The organism is Robertmurraya siralis (assembly GCF_005502275.1).
Lineage (GTDB): Bacteria > Bacillota > Bacilli > Bacillales > Cytobacillaceae > Robertmurraya > Robertmurraya siralis.
This window is the reverse complement of the sequence record NZ_SWLZ01000010.1, coordinates 18,573-40,843: the sequence shown is the minus strand read 5'-3', so window position 1 is coordinate 40,843 and position 22,271 is coordinate 18,573. Positions and strand designations below refer to the sequence as shown.

The window sequence follows — 22,271 nt, the reverse complement described above, 5'->3', positions numbered from 1 at the left end:
AGATGCTGATGTATGGCACGTATAGCAGTAGTGGGTAGTATCAACATGGATCTTGTCGTAGAAACAGACATTATGCCAAAGAAGGGTGAAACCGTACTCGGAAACCATTTTTTTACATCTCCAGGTGGAAAAGGAGCCAACCAAGCTGTTGCGGCAGCAAGGCTTGGTGGAAATGTTACGATGTTTGGCTCGGTGGGCATTGATCAAAATGGAGAGAATTTGAGAGCAATATTAAAAGAGGAAGGAGTAGAGACAGCTTTTATTAATATCGTGGAGGGCATAGCAACAGGTGTGGCGATCATCGAGATTTGTGAACATGATAATCGCATTATTGTGGCATCAGGAGCAAATCAATATACCAATTTAGAGTATTTAACAAATGTTTCGAAGGAATTGTTAAATTATGATGTCATCTTGTTGCAGCATGAAATCCCGTTGGAAAGCATTGAATACATTGCGAATTTTTTATCAATATATAACAAAACGATCATCTTAAATCCTGCACCAGCTTTTGCATTATCTGATGAAATATTAAAATGCATCACTTATATTACACCTAATGAACATGAATATAAGATGGTCCTGAACACATCAGATCCCATGGATGAAGTATTAAAAAGGTATCCAAATAAATTATTAATTACACGCGGTGAAGAAGGAGTGACCTATTGTGATGGGACAAACATTATAACGGTTCCTTCGATTAACGTGGAAATTGTTGATACAACAGGAGCAGGAGATACATTTACTGGTGCGTTTGGTGTTGCTATTTCCGAAGGGCAGGATTTAATAGAGGCCATTCATTTCGCGAACTGCGCTGCTGGGCTTTCAATTACAAAAATGGGAGCACAAAAAGGAATGCCTACCCTTGATGAAGTTTTGAAAATACGGTAGTGGGGGATGTTTGTCATCTCCCTTTTCTTCTCGTTTAATGGTTGAAACGGTTTTGAGCATGCTTGTTACATCGCCCATCGCCTAAGAAGTTACGAAAAGTAAGAGTGTTCTTTATGGGGGATCAGTGGTAAACTAACGGGGGTGTTTCTAAATGGAACCTGTGAAATAATGATAGTAAGAAATGATGTTAGGAGTTTAATAATGCAAACCGAACATGATTCAACCTACATTTCTTTTTCGAGAGAAGAATGGGCTAGTTTACATCCTAGTTCACAAATTAATTTAACCCAATCAGAAATTAATCATATACAAGGGCTCATTGGAAATTTAACAAATGAGGAAATCTCTAAAATTTATTTGCCGCTCATTGAGTATTTGTCTATTAATATGGAAGCTGCTAAATTCTCACATCATGTAAAGAATCAATTTTTAAAAAAGGCCACAAAGAATCCACCATTTATTATTGGAATTGCTGGGAGTGTTGCCGTAGGGAAAAGTACTACATCGCGAATTCTTCAATCTCTCCTTCTGGATTTACCAGCTCGACCAAAGGTGGATTTGATTACGACGGATGGGTTCTTATTTTCGAATAATGTTCTCAAAGCAAAGGGTCTTTCTGAACGAAAAGGATTTCCTGAAAGCTATAATATAAGAGCGTTAATTGATTTTTTATCAGCAGTTAAGTCAGGAGAACCTTGTGTCCAGGCTCCTGTCTATTCTCATTTATATTATGATATTGTTCCTGGGCAATACCACCAAGTTTGTCAGCCAGACATTGTCATTATTGAAGGAATCAATGTACTGCAAACACCAAAGCAGGTCGGAAGCAGCATTCCTAGTAGAGTTGTGTCTGACTTCTTTGATATTTCCATTTATGTGGATGCCGATGAAAGCCATATTTTAAAATGGTATGTTGAAAGGTTCAAATTGCTGAAAAAGACAGCATTTACGAAGCCGGAATCATACTTTAAGCGTTTTGCTGAACTTTCGGATGTGGAAGCAGAAGGTGTCGCTACAGATATTTGGAATCGAATTAACAAAGTTAATTTAGAGGAGAATATTTTGCCGACTAAGTATCGGGCCGATCTCATAATTGAAAAAAGCTCCAATCATCAAGTTGATAATATTAGAGTGAGAAAAAATTAGCTGAAGGTATAGTTCCAATTTAAGATTGGAGGTAATTTTGCATGCAGCAGTTAAAATTTGAAGCCTCTTGGGATAGAGCGCTAGCTACGAAAGATCGACAGTTGATTGGAAAAATTTCCAATTCTACACATCAATTTGATCATTGTAAGAGAAAATGAGCCAAAAATCAACACCGACATATAACAGAGCCTATTAAAAGAAGCCATTAATCATAAAGAGGAGTTGCTCGTTACTGCACTAGTACATAATTATATGGATTGTCCACTTGTTTTTGAGAATGTTAGAGTGCTTTACAGTATCGAGGGGAAAGTTTTAGCCATAATCTGCTCTTGTGATTTCACCGCATGTGAGTATGCCATGGACGTTTATATTTCCGCAGGATCGTTACATCCTAAGATCTTCTTTGGAGAATGGACGATTGGTAATATATCGTCCATTCTAAATATTTTTATAAGCAAGCTTTAACAACATGATTTAATTAAATCCACCGTTTACACGAATAGTTTGTCCTGTTATCCATCGCCCTTTGTCGCTAACAAGTAATTCAATGGCATTTGCAATATCTTCAGGTTCACCAAGGCGACCGAAAGCGTTCAACTTTCGAAATGAATCTATCAATTCTTGTGATTTTCCGTGTAAAAATAGCTCGGTTGCTACTTGACCTGGTGCGATACAATTAATAATGATTTCCTTCGGACCAAATTCTTTTGCTAATTGCCGAGTTAGTTGTTCAATCGCCCCTTTTGTAGCAGCGTAGACGCTATAGGTCGGCAGCATTGCTCCTGACACTGAAGTCGAGAAATTGATGATTGTTCCACCTCGCGACATATGTTTCATTGCCTGTTGACATGCAAAATAGGTGCCTTTTACATTGATGGCAAAATGGCGATCAAACAATTCTTCAGATACATCAGCAAGGGCTTTACATTCCATGATCCCTGCGTTATTAATGAGAATGTCTATTTGTCCAAATTGTTTAAGTGTTTCCGAGAATAACAGGTCAACCTCAGTCACTTTGCTTACGTCGGCACGTATTGCTATAGCTTCCCCGCCGGATTGTTCAATCTCCTGTACAACTTCATTTGCTTTCCGTTCACTCGCAGAGTAATTGACCACGACTTTTATACCTTGGCTTGCTAATTGGAGGGCGATTTGTCGTCCGATCCCTCGTGATGCCCCTGTAATAATCGCTACTTTTTCATATGAACTCATAACGAATTCGCTCCTTTTTGTAACTAATTGGTTAAGCCTTGTATAATCATTATATTGAAGCATTGTTTGTAGTCGTTAGAACATATCTGTTCAATTCTTGCCTATTTCTCTTTAGCCTTGCTACCATCAAAATCAATATCGTATTAATAGAAAGGAAGGTTAACATGGATGAATCCCATCGTATAAAACAGCGTTTGCAACAATTGGCACAGTTGATTGTTCGTCATGCTCCCGCAAACGGTACTCATGATACAGCCATTCCAACTTTATCCCTAATGCACGCAACCGAGTTAACTGAGCCGTTGGAATCTGTATATAAGCCATCTATTTGTGTAGTGGCTCAAGGAGCAAAGACAGCTACGTTGGCTGATAAAACTTACATATATAATCCATCTGTTTACCTAGTAACATCTGTAGAATTGCCGATTATTGGAGAAATCATTGATGCTTCGCCTGAAATTCCATATTTAAGCTTGAAACTAAGTTTTGAAGCTGACATAATTCTAGATATCGTGAAAGAAATGAATGCTCCTGTTCCTTCACTCTCATTAGAATCTAACCAAGCGATAACAGTGAATCGTACATCGCCTGAGCTACTAGATGCGATCATCCGGCTTTTAAGTCTATTAGATCATCCCGGTGACATTTCGGTTCTAGCTCCACTGTTTATTCGAGAAATTTTGTATCGGGTACTTCAAAGCGAGCAAGGCGCGGCTATTCAACAATTTGCTATGATCGGCAGTTATGCATACAACATTGCCAAGGCTATTCAGTTGATTAATCGCAAATACGATCGTCCGCTCGCGATCGAACAACTTGCGAGCTCAGTCAATATGAGTACATCTGCGTTTCATAAACATTTCAAACGAGTCACAGCGATGAGTCCTTTGCAATATCAAAAGACAGTTCGTTTGCAGGAGGCGCGGCGTTTAATGCTAACGGAAACATTACAAGCTGCTGATGCTGCCTTTCGAGTCGGCTATGAGAGTCCATCTCAGTTCAGCAGAGAATATGCCCGAAAGTACGGACGGCCACCGAAATTGGATATAAAAGAGCTGCGAGGTTCGATTAAGTAAAGCTTTTAGTGAAGTGTCCCACTTTTATACGCGTTAGTTCAATGTCTTTGTCGGGGTACAAACCCTTGCTGAATAAAGTTAAAGCCCAGATGTTGGCAATAATTTTGTAGATACGAGACAATTTTGGGAAATATCATTTTCTTCAAATGCAATGAATCTATTAAGAAAGTGGAAGTGTTTTGATTATGAACGAGATTTTAACGTCAGATTGTGAGCATTGCTTTGGGTTATGCTGTGTTGCTTTACCCTATGCCAAGTCGGCTGATTTTCCATTTGATAAGGATGGTGGAAATCCTTGCCGCAATTTATTATCAGATAATCGTTGTAAAGTACATCATGAGTTAAGGGAAAAGGGGTTTCGAGGTTGTGTTTCGTATGAATGCTTTGGGGCAGGACAGCATGTGTCACAAAAAATGTTTGGTGGGCGTGATTGGCGAAGTCATTCAGATCTTAGCAAGGAAATGTTTGCTGTCTTTCCATTAATCCAGCAGGTGCATGAGATGTTATGGTACCTCACGCAAGCGCTAAGCCTGAACGAAACTGAACCGATTCATGCTGACCTTAAGAAGCTATATGAGCAAACGGTTGAACTCACTTTAAAGGCTCCCAATGAAATAACTCAATTAGGGATCGATATGCATAGAAGCAAAGTGAATAAATTATTAATAAAAACAAGTGAATTATACCGCGGCAACCAAGCAAGTAAGCCTGAAAAGAGATGCTTTGATTATATGGGCGCAGATTTAAGGGGAAGGAATTTTCGCGGCAGCAGCTTTCGAGGAGTATTATTGATAGCTGCTAATTTAAGCTATGCAGATTTAAGAAAAGTAGATTTTATTGGTGCGGACTTAAGAGATGCAAATCTGGAGTTTGCAGATTTATCAAATGCACTTTTTCTCACGCAAGCGCAGATTAATTCTGCTAACGGAAATATCGCTACAAAAATACCAGACTTTTTAGAAAGGCCACCGCATTGGTTTGCACAATCAGACAAGTAAGATGATGCAAAGGAGGAGCAGGAATGTTAGAAAAAGCAAGACAAGGAATTGCTCGTGTCGAAGCGGTTAGTATAAGTGATAAGCATACTTTCAGCAAAGAGAATAAAGACAGCATTCATTTAGTTGCAGGATTAGGAGTGGAAGGCGATGCCCATTTTGGTGCTACAGTTAAGCATCGTTCGAGAGTCGCAAAAGATCCAAACCAACCTAATTTACGGCAAGTACATTTGCTTCATAAAGAATTATTTGCAGAATTAAAGGAAGATTTCACAATAAAACCTGGTCAAATGGGGGAAAACATCACGACTTCAGGAATAGAATTGCTTATGCTACCTAGGGACACAGAGTTACATATAGGGGAAACTGCCATTGTAAAAGTGACTGGTTTACGTAATCCCTGCGCGCAAATTGATCATTTTCAACCGGGCTTATTGAAGGCGGTTTTGGGCAAGGATGCAGCTGGAAATGTCGTAAGAAAGGCAGGAATTATGGGGATTGTTCTACAAAGTGGAGTAGTGAAAGGCGGTGATGCTATCCGAGTGGTTCTGCCTAAGGGACCATTTAAAAAATTGGAGCGTGTATGAAGTTTCTCTAACCTAATGGAGCAACCCACACTGTTGCAGAGTATCGGATGGAATTAAATATACTGATAATATAGGCCGTGCTTTGTATCGTACCATAAGAACATGTCGTGGTTTTCGTTTCGACAGCCGTGTTTGTAAATTCCACTTTGGATACTGTTGTCCCTGCTCTCCTGTAGCAAAAGCGATAAAGGAAATATAATGTTCTTTTTCCATCGAGTTCTCACTTGAAATAACCCACTCTTGGTCGACTTCGGACCACTTTTTTTGCTTCTAACGGTTCTAATTTCTTTCCACAGCATGAGATGTCCATACTTCCTCTTGTTATGACATGCAGGACATACACATATTTCCTCCAATAAATTCATTTACTGATCGTTCGCCGAGTAATCTATATTCTATATTTACGCCAAGCAGAATGGACAAGCTTGGTAACAGTGAAATATCCGGGCAACGGTAGCCAATTCTCGTTTTGAAATGGTTCGATCAGTATATTCATTTTCTCGGCTAATTGTTTTGGTGTTTGCCCTTTTTCCTTCCTTAATTGGAGAATGAGATTTCCAACTTTTGGATTGTCCAGATTTTCTCTTCCCAATCTACTGTCATCATATGTGATTCATAGCGCGTTAGCAACAAATGCTCGTAGAGTTGGGAGAAGGAGTTATGTTTTTTGGGGAAAGAGGGAAAGAAATGTAACTATAGTGCGAAAAATGGTATCTTTATGTTATATTCACCCTTATATTTATTTAAACTTATGAAACAGGAGTCTATCTCTATGAAAAAATTCGAAAATCAGATTACAACGACGATGAATATGGGTTTGAAATCGATGCTCAGCATGTTGAAAGATGCTGTTATAGGTAAAGAGAATCGCAAGCCTGCCGTGCCCATTCAGGTAGAGGAGTTTAAAGCCGATGAAATGATTTCCCATGCAGCTGCTCCACGAATTACATGGTTTGGACACTCAGCTTTTTATTTAGAAATTGAAGGAAAGAAGCTTTTATTTGATCCAATGTTTAGTTTACGACCGTCGCCACTGCCATGGGTTGGAACAAAACGATACACGGGGAGTCTGTTACGGAAGCTGGATGATTTTCCAATGCTTGATGCCGTTATTATTTCGCATGACCATTATGACCATTTGGACTATCCATCTATTGTACGGTTAAAGGATAAAACAGCCCGCTTTATTGTTCCGCTAGGCGTACGTAAACGTTTAATAAAATGGGGAATTTCTGCCGAAAAGATTACAGAACATTCTTGGTGGGAGGAGCTTCAATATCATAATCTTATGTTAGCTTGTACTCCATCAAGACATTTTTCAGGAAGAGGATTACATGATCGCAACGCAACGTTATGGTGTTCATGGGTGATTAAAGGTCCGGAATGGCGGATTTTTTACAGTGGAGACAGTGGATATGGCCCCCATTTTAAAGAAATCGGAGAAAAGTATGGGCCGTTTCATTTAACGATAATGGAATGTGGTCAATACGATGAACGGTGGGCAGCCATTCATATGAAACCGGAAGAAACGGTGCAGGCGCATCTTGATTTGCAAGGAGAAACTTTACTTCCTGTCCATTGGGCAGGTTTCACGTTAGCCTATCATGAGTGGACCGACCCGGTTGAAAGAGCGATTGCTGCAGCATTAAAAAATGAAGTGAAGATAATAACGCCTAAAATCGGCGAAACCGTAGCCGTTACTGCAGAGAACGTGCCTACGCAGCCATGGTGGAGAATTTAGGTTGGAGTGACAAGAGATTGGGAAAATTATTGCTCTTCTGCCAGCTTTCTTTATTTACTTGGTCATATTTTCATTAATCACTATGTAGAACATCTTAATTTTAAGAGTAAAATAGTATTCTTGAGTATAGAACATTCAGATGAAAGTCAGAAGCGCTGAGGCTGCTTTTAACTAAGAATTTATCTTATAAGGGGGAATTTATTATGGCAAAGCTTTATTCATCTATCCTTCCAAAACATGAGGAATTTATAAACAAACAGCAGTTGTTTTTTGTTGGTTCAGCTCCACTAACGGGAGAGGGTCATGTAAACATTTCCCCAAAAGGACACGATGTGTTAAGGATTTTAACCCCCAATAAAGTAGCGTATTTAGATTTAACGGGGAGTGGTAACGAAACAAGTGCCCATTTGAAAGAAAATGGACGAATTACTTTTATGTTTTTGTCATTTGAGAATGCGCCTTTGATCTTACGATTATATGGTAGAGGAAAAGTGGTTTTACCTGAAACGGATGAGTGGGATGAACTGGCGCCGAATTTTTCCATTTTGCCAGGTGCCCGCCAAATTATTTATGCAAAGATAGACACTGTAAAAACGTCATGTGGCTTTGGTGTGCCGTATTATACATATGAAGGAGAGCGTAACACGCTTCATCAATGGACAGATAAGAAGGGTGAAATAGAATTAAGGGAGTACCGTAAAAAGAAAAATTCCATAAGTATGGATGGAATTGTGACGCCAATTGGAGAAGCTTTTGAAAAGGAGTGAAAGAAAATTTCTTCGAAAAGGCCCACAGCAGCTTATCTACCTAATTACTGTGACGGAAAAATCAATATGAATCTTCCCTTATCAAAGATACAAAAAAACCGTAGTAACTAGGTGAGTTTGAATTTGCTACGGTCATTGATTTAAAATGTTTAAAGATAGATATTAGCCTATATAATGATGAAAGATGGATATCGACAGAAATGAGTCGAATCGGGTGAAAAATTCTTGTAGTACAGTATATGCCAGGGAGAAAGACAATAGTGTTAAGAGTCTTTGTAGATGTTAATTTCTGTCCCAGGATAATAATGCTTGAGAATTTCTTTGTATGTTTTCCCTTGTTCAGCCATTTTGCTTGCTCCCCACTGGCTCATTCCAACCCCATGGCCGTTTCCTTTGCCGCTAATCGTATAAGAAGTAGGGTGATTTTCAAAGGAATTGATTAAATAGCTTTTGAAATGAGACCCACCGATGATCGGCCTGATTTTTTTCAATTCGACATTATCGTAGGAGAGCTTTTCGAATAAAATCGTCCCATCAAACAATCTTCTCATAAATTCAATTTGAATCGAACCAGTGATCGAACGCGATGATTCATTTTTGACTTTTTCAATTGCAAAACGAGGGATGCTCAAAATTTTTATATCTCCTATATATCCATGGCGTTGAAGCCAATTTTTCATGGAAGATGTAAGGTCCATATCCTTTTCCTCTAATTGGTCCCACCAATTTGGCTCATTCCAATTGATCCTGTCGATATCAATTTGTGTTTTATGAATTGTGAATGTCCATGGCTGTACCGGATCATACGGATCGCGCTTAACTGGGAAATAAGGGGTTGGTGCACCGCCCCAAACATTTTTATTGCTTTCCGTTATTCCGCCATTACTTGCTGAGTAAAATGTGCTTATTGGTTTATTTTTAAATGTAATGATTTCACCCTTTGTCTCATTGACAGCTTTTTTTGTGTTAGTAAATTGATTGTAGCCTCCGTAGACTTGATAATGGATTGTATCGTCAAGCTCAGCATCCTTATGGAGAAGGGTATACGTACGAGCCGCTAATGTTTGCGCCTTCAAGGCTTCAATATCCCACTCAGGGAAAACTTCAAAAGGTACAACACCTTTTAGATAATCTTCTAAAAGTAATTGATTGACAGGCCTAATGTAGTTTTCTTTATCAATTTGGAACTCAAATGCCCCCATATAAGGTCGATCGTCAATATAGACCAAGTGCTCTTCATCATATCCTTTAGGATATAAAACAAAAGGCTTAGCTACTGTCATTTTTTCTTTCCCATGCTGAAGAATCAGCCTTTTCCCTTGTATGAAAAGTGTATAGTCAACCCCTTCTGTTAAATTCAATGTTGGATCTAGCGAAAAATACTCCCCTTTTAAGCGCAATCTAATTTGGGAGGTGTCGCCAAGATAGTTTTTCAATTTTACGGTGATTAATGCTTCGGCGACAGCATCATTGGCACAAGTTAACAACAGGATTATCAAAATAAAAGGCATTAGAATTTTCATATCATTTATTATTGATGATGTCGTTTTTGATTATGCGTCCAGAGAAATCACTGAGAATAAAATGAACGATTAGCGGAAAAATAGTGCTAAAAATAGCACAACTTAATGGGGGCATTCAATGATATACATATATTATGACTTTGGTGGCACTCATTCCACATCATTGGCGGCAGCTTATCATCTTAAAATGATTAATGAACCATCCGAAGTCCTTGAAAAAGAGGAAGTATTGTCTATCCCTTATTTCAATAAATTAAAAAAACGTGATGCGGGAAAATTTATTTATCATGGTGAGGATGATGAAGGCAATCCAGTTTATACGCTTGGAAAACGCTCTTCAAAATTAGTCATTCCTTCACTTTATCAATATAGTCTCCTTTTGAGTGAACAGGTTGGGTTGCAAGAAAAGATCATTTTCTCCAATACCTCTCCTGTTGTGCCCCTCGCTATGACATTAGGAGGATTTTTTTCGAGGGGCTTGGGATGGGATGCTGTTGGGGTACCGCTGCTTATTAAAGGGGCACAGAAATGCTGTAAAAATGTTTATCAACTCGTCGAAGAAACAAAACGTATAGCGAAGGAAAAGGAGAATGAACTCGTCATTACGATCGAAAACAAAAAATATCAGGCTTAAGAAACTGCTTAACTGCTTGCTTATCTTTCGGTTTAGCAGTTTTTGTATTTTTTCAGGGATTTTTCGGTGCCATCTGTCATAATTTTAAAATATGAGGTGGGAAATGGGTGGTGAAAACTTATGTTATCAACACTGAAAGTTTTGGAATCCATTCAAGAGGCAGCTGAGAAATGTATTTTGGCAACGATCATCCAAGTAGAAGGCTCTGCATATTTAAGGGAAGGCACCTTCATGATCATAAAGGAAAATGGAGATAAGGCAGGACTCCTTTCCCCGGGTTGCTTGGAAGAGGATTTGATTTTAAGAAGTAAAGAAGTATTTAAAACAGAATTACCACAAACGGTGTTGTATGATACGAGTGCCATAGATGATGCAGGGTGGGGGCAAGGAATGGGCTGCAATGGAATGATGCGTATTCTATTGGAGCCGATCACCGAAACGTTGCATGCTAGCCTATTGAGTGTGAAAGAGGCGCTTGTACAAGGTTATGCCGTTTACCATGAAAAAGAATTATTCGCTGATTATACACTGAAAAAAAGCTCATTTGAAATTGTAGATGAAGACCTCTTATCGAACATCTCCTGTAATCTTTATAGAACGGAAGAAGGGCATCGCTTTACGTATTACTTCACGCCACCGCCAATTATGGTTGTGTTTGGTGCCGGAGAGGATGCGAAACCATTAGTTGAACTCGCTGTGAAAATTGGATTTATTGTCAAACTTTGTGATTGGAGACCAGCGCTTTGCAACGAAGAAATCTTTCCGAATGTCCACGAATATTATATTGGCTCACCTAGTCAAATTGTCAATTTACTCCGTATTTCCGAAAGTAACTTCATCGTCGTAATGAGTCATAACTTTTCTAAAGATCAAGAATTTTTAACTGCGGTGGAGAAATATAATGCTGCTTATATTGGCGTTTTGGGATCGAAGGAGAGAACGAGACGTCTGCTTCGCAATATGGTAAATCAAGAGCAAGTGACCTTTCCGATTGGTCTTCCGATTGGAGCACAAGGCCCTGAAGAAATTGCTGTCAGTATTATGGCTGAAATCATTCAGAAGTATAGACAGTATGATGGCAACTGACTTACATATGGTTGGGGTCTATCTTGCAGCGGGCAGCAGCAAAAGGATGGGGGACAATAAATTGGCACTTCCATTAGGTAATTTGATTTTAGGAGCGCATGCACTGCACACAGCTTTACAGACAACTATTTCCCATATCATTGTTGTCACGAATGAGAAATCCTCAATTGATTGGGAAACCTATGCTCGAGAAAAACTAACTGTTGTAACATGTAAAGAATCGAAGCAAGGTTTGTCTTATTCTCTAAAAGAAGGGGTACGAACGGCACAAGAAATGAATGCAGACGCGGCCATGCTTCTTTTAGCTGATCAACCGTTTATTCAAGCCTCAATGTTAAATGAGTTAATTTCTGTGTTTTCTAAAGGAGAGGTTGAATATGTGGCATCTAGCTACCAGAATATCATCAGACCTCCTTTGTTGATGGGAAAATCTATTTTTCCGATCGTTGACGAGTTAAACGGCGATAATGGAATAAAACATCTATTGATGAAACGCCCGCATATAAAGGGTAGGATTGTACCGTTTGAAGATAAAAGATTATTTCTCGATATTGATACAAGAGAAGAGTATCGAGAAATAAATGATAAATTAAGATGAAAGAGGGCCACTCCATGCATATTATCGGAAAAGGCATTATGCGTAAGGATTCCCTTGAAAAAGTAACGGGTCATGCAAAATATACTGCGGATTTTGAGTCAAAAAAAATGCTTTATGGACGATTGGTGACAAGCCCACATGCACATGCGAACATTAAACAGATTGATACATCTAGCGCAGAAAAGATCAATGGTATTCGTGCGATTATTACTGGCGAAAATTTGCCGCTCACAGGAGAGGAAATGAAGGATCGATACCCGATTGCAAAGGAGCGAGTCCGCTATTATGGAGAGGTTGTAGCCGTTGTTGTTGCGGATACCCCTTTTCAGGCCATGCAGGCGGCAGAGGCAATCAAAGTCAATTATGAATTTCTCCCTGTCGTCAATTCACCATCCGAGGCATTAAAGGCAGATGCTCCACTATTGCATCCCGACCTCGAAAATTACGAAAAAATAAACATGGTTTACCCTGTGCCAGGTACAAATATTGCTAGCAAAACGAAAATTCGCAAAGGCAACTTGGAAAAGGGCTGGCAGGAAAGTGAGGTGATCGTTGAAGAGGCATTTGCCTTTAGACCTTCTGATCATGCTGCGATGGAAACCCGCGCTGTTTTTGCACAAATTCATCCTGATGGAATGATAGAATTAACGGCTTCCTCACAAGCACCTTTTATGATTAAAAGATTAATAGCTGATTATTTTAATGTTGAATTAGGGCGTATTATTGTGAATACCCCTTTGGTCGGAGGTGCTTTTGGAGGAAAGGCATCGGTTCAGCTTGAACTATTAGCTTACCTTGCCACAAAGGCGGTAAATGGAAGATTGGTGAAAATCGTCAATGAGCGTGAAGAAGATATGGTCACCTCGCCTGGTCATATCGGTTTGGAGGCGCAGGTAAAGTTAGGTTGTACAAAAGAAGGTATTCTTAAAGCGGCGGAAATCCTTTTTTTATGGGATGGGGGAGCGTATTCGGATAAAGCGATTGATTTAAGCAGAGCAGGGGCTGTTGATTGCACAGGCCCTTATCATATTGACAATATTTGGTGTGATTCCTTGTGTATGTATACAAATCATCCATTTCCCGCACCTTTTCGGGGGTTTAGCCATTCAGAGGTTCATTTTGCCTTTGAACGAACGATGGATGTATTGGCGCAGAAGCTGAATATGGATCCGCTTGAATTGAGAGCGCGCAATGCCATTCTGCCAGGACATACCACTCCCACACAAGTTGTGCTAAATTCCAGTACGGTTGGAAACTTGCCAGAATGTATTCGGAAATTGAAAATGTTGCTCAATTGGGAGGAAGGCCAAGTTATTGATGTTGGTCCAAACAAGGTGAGGGCAAAAGGAGTTAGCTGTGTATGGAAAACATCAACGATTGATCCAGATGCTAGCTCAGGTGTTATTTTAACTTTTAATAAAGATGGCAGCATTAATCTCATTTCTGGTGTTGTGGAGATTGGAACCGCAACGAAAACAGTTCTTGCTCAGATTCTAGCGGAAAAGTTAAAAATGGATATAAATGAAATTCATGTGCAAATGGGTGTGAATACGCAAAGTACACCAGAGCATTGGAAAACCGTTGCAAGCCGAGGAACGTTTATGGCAGGGAGGGCGGTATTGACAGCGGCAGAGGATGTCATTAAACAATTGAAGAGTTTGGCTTCCTTTTTGTTAAGAGCATCGACGGAGGATTTAGAAGTAGGTTATGGAAAAGTGTATGTTAGAGAAGAACCTAAGCAATACATCCCGATAAAAGAAATCGCCTACGGATATTCCTTTCCGGAAGGTTTGTCGATTGGAGGGCAAATGATTGGCCGAGGAACTTATATTCTTCGAGGCATGACCCATTTAGATAAAGAAACAGGTGCGGGAAGACCTGGTCCGGAATGGACGGTAGGTGCTGAAGGAGTAGAAATTGAGTTGAACACGAGAGACTATACGTATCGGGTACTTAAGGCAGTTGCAGTTATTGATGTAGGCAAAGTGTTGAATGAAAAAACGGCGCTCGGTCAGGTGAAAGGTTCAATGAGTATGGGTTTATCTTTTGCTGCGAGAGAAACCTTTCGATTTGATCGAGAAGGAAGAGTTCTGAATCCACAACTTCGAACCTATCGTCCCCTTAGATTTGGAGAACATCCGAAATATGAAGCTGCTTTTGTAGAAACTCCACACTTAGATGCCCCATACGGAGCGAGAGGTGTGGGTGAGCATGCTCTTATTGGCATGCCAGCTGCACTTGGCAATAGCCTTTCAACAGCTCTCTCAGTAAAGATTAATTATTTGCCAATGATTCCTGAAGTGTTGTGGAAGATGAAAGAAAGAGGGAAATAACGTGCTGGCATTTAATCTTGAGTATTATAAACCAAAAACGATTGAAGAGGCAGTGGAGTGTTTCTTTTTGTTAAAAAAAGAAAATAAACGTGCCATCTATTATTCAGGAGGCACCGAAATATTAACACTTGGTCGTCTGAACCTTCTTCAGATGGATGCTGTCATTGATATAAAATCAATATCTGAATGTTTGGAATTTAATTTCGAGCACAATCAATTAATCGCAGGTGCGGCACTTTCATTAACCTACATTGAAGAGAGAAATTATTTTCCACTATTAAGTACGGTTGCTAAGGAAGTTGCTGATCATACGGCGCGCAATAAAATTACTCTTGGTGGTAACGTCTGCGGGCAAATTTTTTATCGGGAAGCAGTGCTGCCTTTTCTTCTTTGTGACAGCAATGTGGTTATTGCCGGCGAGGGTGGGAAAGAGACTGCTTCGATTCATCAAATTTTTAATGGAGCGTTCCAACTGGAAGAAGGACAGTTCCTTATTCAACTTTTAACGGATCAAGAATATATAACAATGCCGTTTGCCAGTCTGAAAAAAAGGCAGCAGTGGGAAACAGGTTATCCCTTAATAACGGTTTCCTCGATAAAAGTCGATAACCGCCTACGTTTTGCTTTTAGTGGTCTATGTTCATTTCCGTTTCGCTCGACAGAGATGGAGGACGCATTAAATCAAGCGAATAAGTCATTACACATCCGAATTCAACAGGCGATTGATCATATTCCAGCTCAAGTATTGGATGATATTGAAGGCTCCCGTGAGTATCGCTTGTTTGTGCTACGGAATACGCTCGAAGAAATAATTACTGAATTGGAGGGGGAAGGATGACGGAGAAAATAGCGATCCCATTAAACGTTAATGGCGAGATTAGGGAGGTCGTCATTCGTCCAGCCGATACCCTGCTCGATGTCCTGCGAAATGAACTTTCATTAACTGGCGCAAAGCCGGGCTGCTTAAACGGGGACTGCGGAGCATGCTCTGTGATTGTTGGCGGAACCGTGTATAAATCATGCATTATGCTGGCAGTTGAGGCAATAGATTCAAAAATCACAACAATTGAAGGTTTAAAAAATTCACCAATACAGGAAGCCTTCATAAAGCATTTTGCTTTTCAATGTGGATATTGCACGCCAGGTTTTATTATCAATATTCAGGCGTTGCTTGAGAAGCATTCCAATCCCACTTACGAAACGATAAAAGAATGGCTTTCCTCAAATATTTGCCGCTGTACATCGTATGAGGAAATTGAAGGAGCGGTATTTTCAGTAGTGGAAAAAAGTTCGGATGAATAGGAGTGAAACGGACTGAAAAGCTCCGTAAAAAAGGCTAGTAAAAACACATGAGCTTTTTTGGTAGTTTAGAATGAGGTCTTTGAAAAGAAGGATTGAATTCATTCATAGGATAACTTTAAAGGGTCCAGCAATAATTTCAGTTATGCGAAATCGAATTAAGCATTATAGAAAATTTTTAGATGGCGACTGAGAAAATTTTTGAGCATTTTAAGAGTTTATTAAAGATATATCTTGAAAAAATGAGTAAGGGTTATTGCCAACCTTGCTCATTTTTATTTGTTAGTCCTTATTTTGCGGGATTAACATAAAGCAATAACCATTCCAGGGTCGACTAGGATACAAAATTACTATCTGCCTTTTTAACAATTCTGTGAACTATATATATTTCTAATTTATATATGTTATGTTTAATTATATTTAATTATAAATGATTATATCTAATTATAATTAAATCTTGTAATTAAATATTGTCTCCGAATCTATTTATCTAAGGAAATCATTCTATGATGGGTAGATCCGGGAAATGCCCGCGGGGTAAACATAGAAATGTGTGTGCCTGCCATATGCAAAGGAGACGTGAAGCTTTTATGAGTAAAAGTTCCAATGCGTTTTTTTGCATTGGATTTTTTTATTGTAGTCTATGCAAACAATGTTTATTTGCGACGTTTGCAAAGGCTTCTATGCTTTGCTGGAAAGATAAGTTTTTTCTCCATGAAGCATTTGGAAGATGACTTAAATGGCGAGGGAGGAAGAATGAATAAGATTTTTGTAAAGAGGTGAAAAATTGAAGGATTTCCATTCATCAAAGCATCGAAAGCAATACAAAATGCAATTATTTTTATTGTTCTGCTTTTTAATAATTTGTTTTGTCGTTTCTTTTCATGTAGGAAGATATCCCATTCATCCTATTGACCTAGTAAAAGTATTATTCTCAAACATAGTTCCGATTGAGCAAGGGTGGGATCCTTCAATCGAAACGGTGCTGTACCAAATCAGAATGCCTCGTGTGATAGGAGCAGTCTTAGTTGGGGCTGCATTATCTTGTGCTGGTGCAGTCTATCAAGGTCTATTTCAAAATCCAATGTGTTCTCCAGATCTGCTGGGGGCTTCGTCTGGAGCAGGTTTTGGCGCAGCGCTGGCCATTTTATTTCATCTTGGATTTTTGGGGACAACCTTGTTCGCATTTTGTTTTGGTGTGATTACGGTGTTAATGGTTTATTTATTAAGTCGTCGAGTTAAAGGTAATCCAACCCTTGGCTTAATTCTTACGGGAATTATGGTTGGTTCTCTTTTTTCAGCAGCAATCTCGTTTATTAAACTAGTAGCGGATCCGAATGATACACTTCCTGCTATTACTTACTGGCTGATGGGCAGTCTTTCTGGAATTGGACAAAAGGAGATTTGGTTTTGTTTTATTCCAATATTAGCAGGATTAGTTCCACTCCTATTTTTACGATGGAAGCTGAATGTCATGACGATGGGGGAAGAAGAAGCAAAGGCAATGGGAATCAATACAAAATTCATTCGATTGATCGTGATTATTTGCGCAACAATGCTTACATCTGCAAGTGTTGCTGTTAGCGGCATGATCGGATGGGTCGGTCTTGTCATTCCTCATTTTACAAGAATGATCACGGGACCGGATTTTCGAAGACTGATCCCAGCATCGATGATATTAGGTGCGAGTTTTATGCTCATTGTCGATAATTTCTCAAGAATGTTAACCACGCAGGAAATTCCACTAGGAATTTTGACTGCTTTTATTGGTGCCCCATTTTTTATCTATCTAATTATGAGAGAAGGGAATAAATCCTAATGTTAGAAGTAAAGGAGCTTTCATTTGACTATCGTGAGAGGGAAATTTTAAAGGACATTAGTTTTACAGCAATGGCTGGCGATTTTCTTTGTATATTAGGACCAAATGGTGCAGGGAAAAGTACATTGTTCCGCTGTATTCTTGGCTTACATAAAAGATATAATGGCATCGTTTCCATTCACAATGAAAATATTAAAAACATGAGTCAAGTTAAACTTGCTAAAAAAATGGCTTATATTCCGCAATCTCATTATCCAACTTTTAATTTTAAGGTATTAGACATAGTAGCAATGGGATTAACCGTTCATTTAGATAAGTTAGCAAGCCCAACTGGAGAGCATGAAAAATTAGCGTACGAAGCATTGGAGCAATTGGGGATCTCTTACTTATGGAATAGGGGTTATGGAGAAATTAGCGGAGGTGAAAGACAAATGACATTAATTGCAAGGGCGGTTGCACAAAAGTCATTTATATTGTTAATGGACGAGCCCACTGCAAATTTGGATTATGGGAATCAGATTCGTGTGCTGGAAAAGGTTAGAGAGTTGGCTCAGGAAGGTTACACAATTATTATGACAACACATAACCCAGAGCATGCTTTTATATATGGCAATAAGATGTTGATGATGCAGAAAGGAGAGATCACTTGCGCAGGATGTCCGACGATAGAGTTGACAGAAGAGTTGATCCAAAATGTTTATGGTGTAAGCGTAGAAATACATGAAATTTACAATGGGGATGTTGATACTAAAGTGATTGTCCCAAAATTAAAAGGAGATTATGGAAAAAATGTTTCTATGGACAGAAGAGAGTATTCGCTTTTATGAACAAGCAGCTATTTTTAGTAGATTTCACGAGTGTATTGCAAAAGAAATTTCCGAGTTTATAACAGATGAGGATCATGTTGTGGATTTGGGATGCGGATTAGGTTTTTTAAGTCTGCAGTTATCAAAGCTGTGTAGGAATGTTACAGCAGTTGACTGCGATCAAAACGTTTTGGAAGCTTTAAAGGTGAACATGCTAGAAAACGATATTCGGAATATTCAAATACAGCATAGCGATTGGCATAAAATAAGGAAGATTCCCAAATGGGATATTGTTGTGGCAAGTTTCTTTGGAAGATCGCAGGAAGATATGGAACTTTTCTTCGACTATGCAGAAAGAAAGTAATTTTTATATTTCCAAACGGTGAATCAGAGGGTTTTTTACCGAAAAAAAGTGAGTATACAAAGAGAGAAACCGTTAAAGAGACAGAAGTGTCTTTGAGAGCTAAATATAAAATAAGTTATTACAAAGAGCTGGAGTTAGAGTTTGGTCAACCCTTTCACACTATGGAGGAAGCTTTTAGATTTGTTCGTAATTATCGCAAGGATGCTGGGAAATCAGTTATTAGAAAGCATTTAGAACAATATCTTATTCCAGTGGAAAATCAAAAATTCTCCTATTATTTACCAAATAAAAAGCAGATAGCGATTTGTGTGTTAGAAAAATAATCTTTTGAAACTAGTTAAACACAAAATAATGGAATTAATAAATAAATGAAGTGGAGCTGGAGAAATGAAAAAAAATGTTGTTTTATTTTGTATTGCGATACTAATGATGAGCCTTTTATTCGCATGTAGTAAATCGGCGACAAATAATATTGAAAATAGGGAGAATCAGAATGTAAAAACTGAAAAAACAGGAGAGGCAGGCTCTGAGACTTTTCAGTTTACTGATTCTGTTGGAAGAAGTGTAGAGTTACCTGCAAACATTGAGAAAATTGTTCCTTCTGCAGGCTTGGCCCAAATGGTCTTGTACACAATTGCTCCAGAAAAGCTAGCTGGGCTTGCGACAGCACTGTCAGATGAACAAAAGGAATTTGTCAATGAGGAATATTGGAGTTTACCAGTATTTGGCCAGTTCCATGGTGATAATTTTAATTTAGAGGCGATCGTTTCAATTGACCCGGATGTGATTATTGATATCGGTGAAGCCAAGTCTGACATTAAGGAAAGTATGGACGAAATTCAAGAAAAGACAGGAATTCCAACCATTTTTATTGAAGCTACGCTGGATTCTACTCCGGAGATGTATAAGACTTTAGGAAAATTACTTAAAGAAGAAGAGCGCGCTGCAAAATTGGCAGCATTTACAGAGGAAATTTTAGATTTAGCAGAAACCAATAAGGGGTTAATTACAGATAAAAATCGTGTTTCTTTATATTACGGTTCCGGTGATAAAGGGTTGAATACAAATGCAGCAGGATCGTTTCATTTAGAAATCCTTGATTATTTAGGAATTGAAAATGCAGCAGTACTGGATGAAATCGCCAGCAAAGGTGGAGGAAATGAAATATCGATGGAACAGCTTATGATATGGAATCCAGATATTATCTTACTCAATGACAAAAATGTTTTTGAAAATGTCGCTTCCGGTAAAGAACCAAGCTGGCAAGAGTTGACGGCAGTTCAAAACGGACAAGTTTATTTAGTGCCGAATGCTCCTTATAATTGGATTGGTTTTCCGCCATCTGTTAATAGAATTATAGGGATGAACTGGTTGGGGAACTTGGTTTATCCAGAATTATATGCATACGATTTGAAAGAAAAAGTAAAGGAATACTATTCTTTATTTTATCACTATGAATTGACAGATGAGGAGGCCAAGCAATTATTGGATCAAGCAACAAAAGGGGATTAAAAGTAAGGCAGTAAAGGAGGGACTGATGTGAGAACTTTTGAAGAAGATTTGCAAAAAGCTTTAAATTTTCATGGTCAACTTTGTATTGGGCAAGTATTGGGTACGAGAATTGCCCGTCTCGGTTTAATGCAGTTCGGTATTACTGAGCCAGAGAAGTACAAGGATTTAATCATATATGTTGAATCGGATCGCTGTCTTGCAGATGCTGTCAGTGCGGTTTGTGGCTGCAGTCTTGGCAGGAGGCGTTTAAAGTGGATTGATTATGGAAAGATGGCAGCCGTTTTTTATGATATTCAAACAAAATGCTCCTATCGAATTTTTAATCATAAGCGTATTACGCCAGAAAAAGGAGAAGACATCCTAGCATTTTATAATCAATATTCAGATGAGGAGCTTTTTAGTATTCAAGAAGTCAAACTAAATATTACCGAGTTTGATTTACCAGGGAAGCCTATCATCAGTGTTTGCTGTGAAGGATGTAAAGAAAAAGTCATGGATAATCGGCATGTGACATTAGATGGGAAAAACTATTGCAGGCATTGTGCTGATCGTTCGAAATATTACCGAGTATTAAGGGTGGAGTAGCTAAGATGTGGTCAATATACGATAGGTTAATAGATGGAGTTGAAACAGATATAGTTGTAACAGAAATTCAAGAGAATGAGCACTGGATCGTAGTAAATAGTGAGGATTTTCTTCAAAATCAGTATGCTGGAATAGCTATGTCGATGAAAGGTGGTCAAACAACGAGAAAACTAGACAATCGTAGCTGTACAGGAATGACTCTGAAAGAATTGGCTCATTATGTGAAATCATGGAATTTTTCAGATGCATCCATTGGCATGGCGGCAATTAATACTTATTACAATCAAATTGCACAAGTGAACGAGAAAATGCGTTGGCTGGATGAAAATGATAAAGATGCCTTTACTGTTTTTAAGGAACAAATCAAAGGGAAAAATGTGGCAGTAATTGGTCATTTTCCAAATGTAGAAAGTCTGGCTCAAGAGTGTAATTTAACCGTGTTGGAAAGGAATCTGGTTGGCGATGATTTGCCAGACAGTGCATGTGAATATGTCCTTTCCTATCAAGATTATGTGTTTATTACAGGAACAACCTTGACGAATAAAACATGCCCCCGGTTATTGGAATTAGCCAACAATCGTTTTGTAGTAATGATTGGTCCTTCTGTTCCAGTAAGTAATATTTTATTTGAGTTCGGCGTTAATTGTATCGGGGGAAGTATTATTAATAATCACATGAAATTGAAAAAGGCAATTGCAGGAAATACAGATGATATTTTTAGTGAAGGAATGTTACGTGTTCAATTTATCCCTTATCCAAGCTTTACAGAGAGGTAAAGCCCTACAATGCCCAATATTCTATTAACCGGAAACAAACAAGTTGGAAAAAGTACAATCATCAATAAAATTATTGAGGATTATCCAGGTGGAGTTTGTGGATTTAAGACAGTAATGAAGCAAACTCCTCGGCGCCAATTCTTTATCTCCGAATTTCAAAAAAGTGCAGCAATAATAGCAAATAGTGTGGAAAGAACAAGAAGCTATCCGTTGCCGCCAATTTCTTCAACCTTTGATAATGAAGGAGCAACGATTTTGAAGAGATGTTTTATTCAATCTCCTGAACTGATTATTATGGATGAATTAGGTCTCTTTGAAAATAGAGCATTTTATTTTCAAAAACTTGTGCATAAGGGCTTAAATTCGGATATTCCTATTTTAGGTGTCCTAAAGGACAAACCTTCCCGTTTTCTTAACTCTATTAGAGATAGAGAGGATGTGGAAATAATTCGGGTCTCTGAAGAAAATCGAAATCAACTTGTTAAAATTGTAATGAGTAAATTATTAACTGATTGACC

The 22,271-nt window shown here is 38.7% G+C and carries 24 protein-coding genes and 1 riboswitch; of the genes, 21 read left to right on the top strand and 3 right to left on the bottom strand.

The features are described from left to right. Positions 1 to 12 precede the first annotated feature (12 nt). Positions 13 to 894 carry a ribokinase gene (gene rbsK / locus FCJ93_RS13235; protein ID WP_137743897.1) on the top strand — a complete coding sequence of 294 codons (882 nt, stop codon included), beginning with the start codon at positions 13 to 15 and terminating at the stop codon, positions 892 to 894. Between the two features lie 201 nt (positions 895 to 1,095). Further along, positions 1,096 to 2,040, top strand: coding sequence for a type I pantothenate kinase (coaA, locus tag FCJ93_RS13230; protein ID WP_137743896.1), 945 nt, complete (start codon positions 1,096 to 1,098; stop codon positions 2,038 to 2,040). A gap of 474 nt (positions 2,041 to 2,514) precedes the next feature. Here the strand turns inward: coaA and FCJ93_RS13225 are convergent, their stop codons facing one another. Then, positions 2,515 to 3,252 (bottom strand): SDR family oxidoreductase, encoded by a 738-nt coding sequence (locus tag FCJ93_RS13225; RefSeq protein WP_137743895.1) that lies wholly within the window; start codon positions 3,250 to 3,252, stop codon positions 2,515 to 2,517. Between the two features lie 164 nt (positions 3,253 to 3,416). Here FCJ93_RS13225 and FCJ93_RS13220 point away from each other — a divergent pair, with 164 nt between their 5' ends. The 3 genes from FCJ93_RS13220 to FCJ93_RS13210 all read left to right on the top strand — a co-directional run bounded on the left by FCJ93_RS13220 (position 3,417) and on the right by FCJ93_RS13210 (position 5,910). Further along, positions 3,417 to 4,328, top strand: coding sequence for an AraC family transcriptional regulator (locus FCJ93_RS13220; RefSeq protein WP_137743894.1), 912 nt, complete (start codon positions 3,417 to 3,419; stop codon positions 4,326 to 4,328). A 185-nt stretch (positions 4,329 to 4,513) separates the two neighbouring features. Then, the gene (locus tag FCJ93_RS13215; RefSeq protein ID WP_137743893.1) at positions 4,514 to 5,326 is read left to right on the top strand and encodes a pentapeptide repeat-containing protein; all 813 of its coding nucleotides are present in this window, start codon (positions 4,514 to 4,516) and stop codon (positions 5,324 to 5,326) included. A 23-nt stretch (positions 5,327 to 5,349) separates the two neighbouring features. After that, on the top strand, positions 5,350 to 5,910 hold the full coding sequence (locus FCJ93_RS13210; RefSeq protein ID WP_137743892.1) for an MOSC domain-containing protein: 561 nt from the start codon (positions 5,350 to 5,352) through the stop codon (positions 5,908 to 5,910). A gap of 388 nt (positions 5,911 to 6,298) precedes the next feature. On the opposite strand, the gene FCJ93_RS25465 is transcribed toward FCJ93_RS13210, so the two are convergent. Further along, positions 6,299 to 6,502, bottom strand: a complete 204-nt coding sequence (locus tag FCJ93_RS25465) for a hypothetical protein (protein WP_235879477.1) — start codon at positions 6,500 to 6,502, stop codon at positions 6,299 to 6,301. A gap of 180 nt (positions 6,503 to 6,682) precedes the next feature. Here FCJ93_RS25465 and FCJ93_RS13200 point away from each other — a divergent pair, with 180 nt between their 5' ends. Both FCJ93_RS13200 and FCJ93_RS13195 read left to right on the top strand, forming a co-directional pair. Next, positions 6,683 to 7,651 carry an MBL fold metallo-hydrolase gene (locus FCJ93_RS13200; RefSeq protein ID WP_137743891.1) on the top strand — a complete coding sequence of 323 codons (969 nt, stop codon included), beginning with the start codon at positions 6,683 to 6,685 and terminating at the stop codon, positions 7,649 to 7,651. A 203-nt stretch (positions 7,652 to 7,854) separates the two neighbouring features. Next, positions 7,855 to 8,418 carry a pyridoxamine 5'-phosphate oxidase family protein gene (locus tag FCJ93_RS13195; RefSeq protein ID WP_137743890.1) on the top strand — a complete coding sequence of 188 codons (564 nt, stop codon included), beginning with the start codon at positions 7,855 to 7,857 and terminating at the stop codon, positions 8,416 to 8,418. Between the two features lie 263 nt (positions 8,419 to 8,681). Here the strand turns inward: FCJ93_RS13195 and FCJ93_RS13190 are convergent, their stop codons facing one another. Beyond that, positions 8,682 to 9,929, bottom strand: a complete 1,248-nt coding sequence (locus tag FCJ93_RS13190; protein ID WP_235879476.1) for a SpoIID/LytB domain-containing protein — start codon at positions 9,927 to 9,929, stop codon at positions 8,682 to 8,684. 130 nt (positions 9,930 to 10,059) lie between these two features. Here FCJ93_RS13190 and FCJ93_RS13185 point away from each other — a divergent pair, with 130 nt between their 5' ends. From FCJ93_RS13185 to FCJ93_RS13120, 14 genes are all read left to right on the top strand, one after another. After that, a complete protein-coding gene (locus FCJ93_RS13185) occupies positions 10,060 to 10,575 on the top strand; it encodes a DUF3189 family protein (protein WP_137743889.1) in 516 nt (171 codons plus the stop codon). Positions 10,576 to 10,695: 120 nt separating this feature from the next. Continuing rightward, positions 10,696 to 11,661 carry an XdhC family protein gene (locus tag FCJ93_RS13180; protein WP_137743888.1) on the top strand — a complete coding sequence of 322 codons (966 nt, stop codon included), beginning with the start codon at positions 10,696 to 10,698 and terminating at the stop codon, positions 11,659 to 11,661. Beyond that, positions 11,648 to 12,259 (top strand): NTP transferase domain-containing protein, encoded by a 612-nt coding sequence (locus tag FCJ93_RS13175; RefSeq protein ID WP_137743887.1) that lies wholly within the window; start codon positions 11,648 to 11,650, stop codon positions 12,257 to 12,259. The genes FCJ93_RS13180 and FCJ93_RS13175 overlap by 14 nt, the downstream gene beginning before the upstream one ends. A gap of 14 nt (positions 12,260 to 12,273) precedes the next feature. Then, positions 12,274 to 14,592 carry a xanthine dehydrogenase family protein molybdopterin-binding subunit gene (locus FCJ93_RS13170; protein WP_137743886.1) on the top strand — a complete coding sequence of 773 codons (2,319 nt, stop codon included), beginning with the start codon at positions 12,274 to 12,276 and terminating at the stop codon, positions 14,590 to 14,592. A 1-nt stretch (position 14,593) separates the two neighbouring features. Further along, a complete protein-coding gene (locus tag FCJ93_RS13165) occupies positions 14,594 to 15,430 on the top strand; it encodes an FAD binding domain-containing protein (RefSeq protein WP_137743885.1) in 837 nt (278 codons plus the stop codon). Beyond that, complete coding sequence (locus FCJ93_RS13160; RefSeq protein WP_137743884.1) at positions 15,427 to 15,894, top strand: (2Fe-2S)-binding protein; 468 nt, start codon at positions 15,427 to 15,429, stop codon at positions 15,892 to 15,894. Before FCJ93_RS13165 ends, FCJ93_RS13160 begins: the two co-directional genes overlap by 4 nt. A gap of 459 nt (positions 15,895 to 16,353) precedes the next feature. Next, a riboswitch (molybdenum cofactor riboswitch) is annotated at positions 16,354 to 16,484 on the top strand. Between the two features lie 194 nt (positions 16,485 to 16,678). Further along, the gene (locus tag FCJ93_RS13155; protein WP_235879475.1) at positions 16,679 to 17,710 is read left to right on the top strand and encodes a FecCD family ABC transporter permease; all 1,032 of its coding nucleotides are present in this window, start codon (positions 16,679 to 16,681) and stop codon (positions 17,708 to 17,710) included. Beyond that, positions 17,710 to 18,537 carry an ABC transporter ATP-binding protein gene (locus FCJ93_RS13150; RefSeq protein ID WP_137743883.1) on the top strand — a complete coding sequence of 276 codons (828 nt, stop codon included), beginning with the start codon at positions 17,710 to 17,712 and terminating at the stop codon, positions 18,535 to 18,537. Before FCJ93_RS13155 ends, FCJ93_RS13150 begins: the two co-directional genes overlap by 1 nt. Further along, positions 18,500 to 18,880, top strand: coding sequence for a methyltransferase (locus tag FCJ93_RS13145; RefSeq protein ID WP_170211307.1), 381 nt, complete (start codon positions 18,500 to 18,502; stop codon positions 18,878 to 18,880). Before FCJ93_RS13150 ends, FCJ93_RS13145 begins: the two co-directional genes overlap by 38 nt. A gap of 92 nt (positions 18,881 to 18,972) precedes the next feature. Further along, on the top strand, positions 18,973 to 19,203 hold the full coding sequence (locus FCJ93_RS13140) for a hypothetical protein (protein WP_137743881.1): 231 nt from the start codon (positions 18,973 to 18,975) through the stop codon (positions 19,201 to 19,203). 64 nt (positions 19,204 to 19,267) lie between these two features. Beyond that, on the top strand, positions 19,268 to 20,392 hold the full coding sequence (locus FCJ93_RS13135) for an ABC transporter substrate-binding protein (RefSeq protein WP_137743880.1): 1,125 nt from the start codon (positions 19,268 to 19,270) through the stop codon (positions 20,390 to 20,392). Between the two features lie 27 nt (positions 20,393 to 20,419). Then, entirely contained in the window at positions 20,420 to 20,977 is a 558-nt protein-coding gene (locus FCJ93_RS13130) for an FmdE family protein (protein ID WP_211344118.1), read from the top strand. A gap of 5 nt (positions 20,978 to 20,982) precedes the next feature. Next, positions 20,983 to 21,753, top strand: coding sequence for a DUF364 domain-containing protein (locus tag FCJ93_RS13125; protein ID WP_137743879.1), 771 nt, complete (start codon positions 20,983 to 20,985; stop codon positions 21,751 to 21,753). Positions 21,754 to 21,762: 9 nt separating this feature from the next. Further along, entirely contained in the window at positions 21,763 to 22,269 is a 507-nt protein-coding gene (locus tag FCJ93_RS13120; protein ID WP_137743878.1) for a nucleoside-triphosphatase, read from the top strand. The last annotated feature ends 2 nt before the right edge of the window (positions 22,270 to 22,271 follow it).

Excerpts from the sequence above, each read along its gene's own strand:
- rbsK (WP_137743897.1), top strand. The coding sequence starts at position 13 with ATGGCACGTATAGCAGTAGTGGGTAGTATCAACATGGATCTTGTCGTA.
- coaA (WP_137743896.1), top strand. The coding sequence starts at position 1,096 with ATGCAAACCGAACATGATTCAACCTACATTTCTTTTTCGAGAGAAGAA.
- FCJ93_RS13225 (WP_137743895.1), bottom strand. The coding sequence starts at position 3,252 with ATGAGTTCATATGAAAAAGTAGCGATTATTACAGGGGCATCACGAGGG.
- FCJ93_RS13220 (WP_137743894.1), top strand. The coding sequence starts at position 3,417 with ATGGATGAATCCCATCGTATAAAACAGCGTTTGCAACAATTGGCACAG.
- FCJ93_RS13215 (WP_137743893.1), top strand. The coding sequence starts at position 4,514 with ATGAACGAGATTTTAACGTCAGATTGTGAGCATTGCTTTGGGTTATGC.
- FCJ93_RS13210 (WP_137743892.1), top strand. The coding sequence starts at position 5,350 with ATGTTAGAAAAAGCAAGACAAGGAATTGCTCGTGTCGAAGCGGTTAGT.
- FCJ93_RS13200 (WP_137743891.1), top strand. The coding sequence starts at position 6,683 with ATGAAAAAATTCGAAAATCAGATTACAACGACGATGAATATGGGTTTG.
- FCJ93_RS13195 (WP_137743890.1), top strand. The coding sequence starts at position 7,855 with ATGGCAAAGCTTTATTCATCTATCCTTCCAAAACATGAGGAATTTATA.
- FCJ93_RS13190 (WP_235879476.1), bottom strand. The coding sequence starts at position 9,929 with ATGCCTTTTATTTTGATAATCCTGTTGTTAACTTGTGCCAATGATGCT.
- FCJ93_RS13185 (WP_137743889.1), top strand. The coding sequence starts at position 10,060 with ATGATATACATATATTATGACTTTGGTGGCACTCATTCCACATCATTG.
- FCJ93_RS13180 (WP_137743888.1), top strand. The coding sequence starts at position 10,696 with ATGTTATCAACACTGAAAGTTTTGGAATCCATTCAAGAGGCAGCTGAG.
- FCJ93_RS13175 (WP_137743887.1), top strand. The coding sequence starts at position 11,648 with ATGATGGCAACTGACTTACATATGGTTGGGGTCTATCTTGCAGCGGGC.
- FCJ93_RS13170 (WP_137743886.1), top strand. The coding sequence starts at position 12,274 with ATGCATATTATCGGAAAAGGCATTATGCGTAAGGATTCCCTTGAAAAA.
- FCJ93_RS13160 (WP_137743884.1), top strand. The coding sequence starts at position 15,427 with ATGACGGAGAAAATAGCGATCCCATTAAACGTTAATGGCGAGATTAGG.
- FCJ93_RS13150 (WP_137743883.1), top strand. The coding sequence starts at position 17,710 with ATGTTAGAAGTAAAGGAGCTTTCATTTGACTATCGTGAGAGGGAAATT.
- FCJ93_RS13145 (WP_170211307.1), top strand. The coding sequence starts at position 18,500 with ATGTTTCTATGGACAGAAGAGAGTATTCGCTTTTATGAACAAGCAGCT.
- FCJ93_RS13135 (WP_137743880.1), top strand. The coding sequence starts at position 19,268 with ATGAAAAAAAATGTTGTTTTATTTTGTATTGCGATACTAATGATGAGC.
- FCJ93_RS13125 (WP_137743879.1), top strand. The coding sequence starts at position 20,983 with ATGTGGTCAATATACGATAGGTTAATAGATGGAGTTGAAACAGATATA.
- FCJ93_RS13120 (WP_137743878.1), top strand. The coding sequence starts at position 21,763 with ATGCCCAATATTCTATTAACCGGAAACAAACAAGTTGGAAAAAGTACA.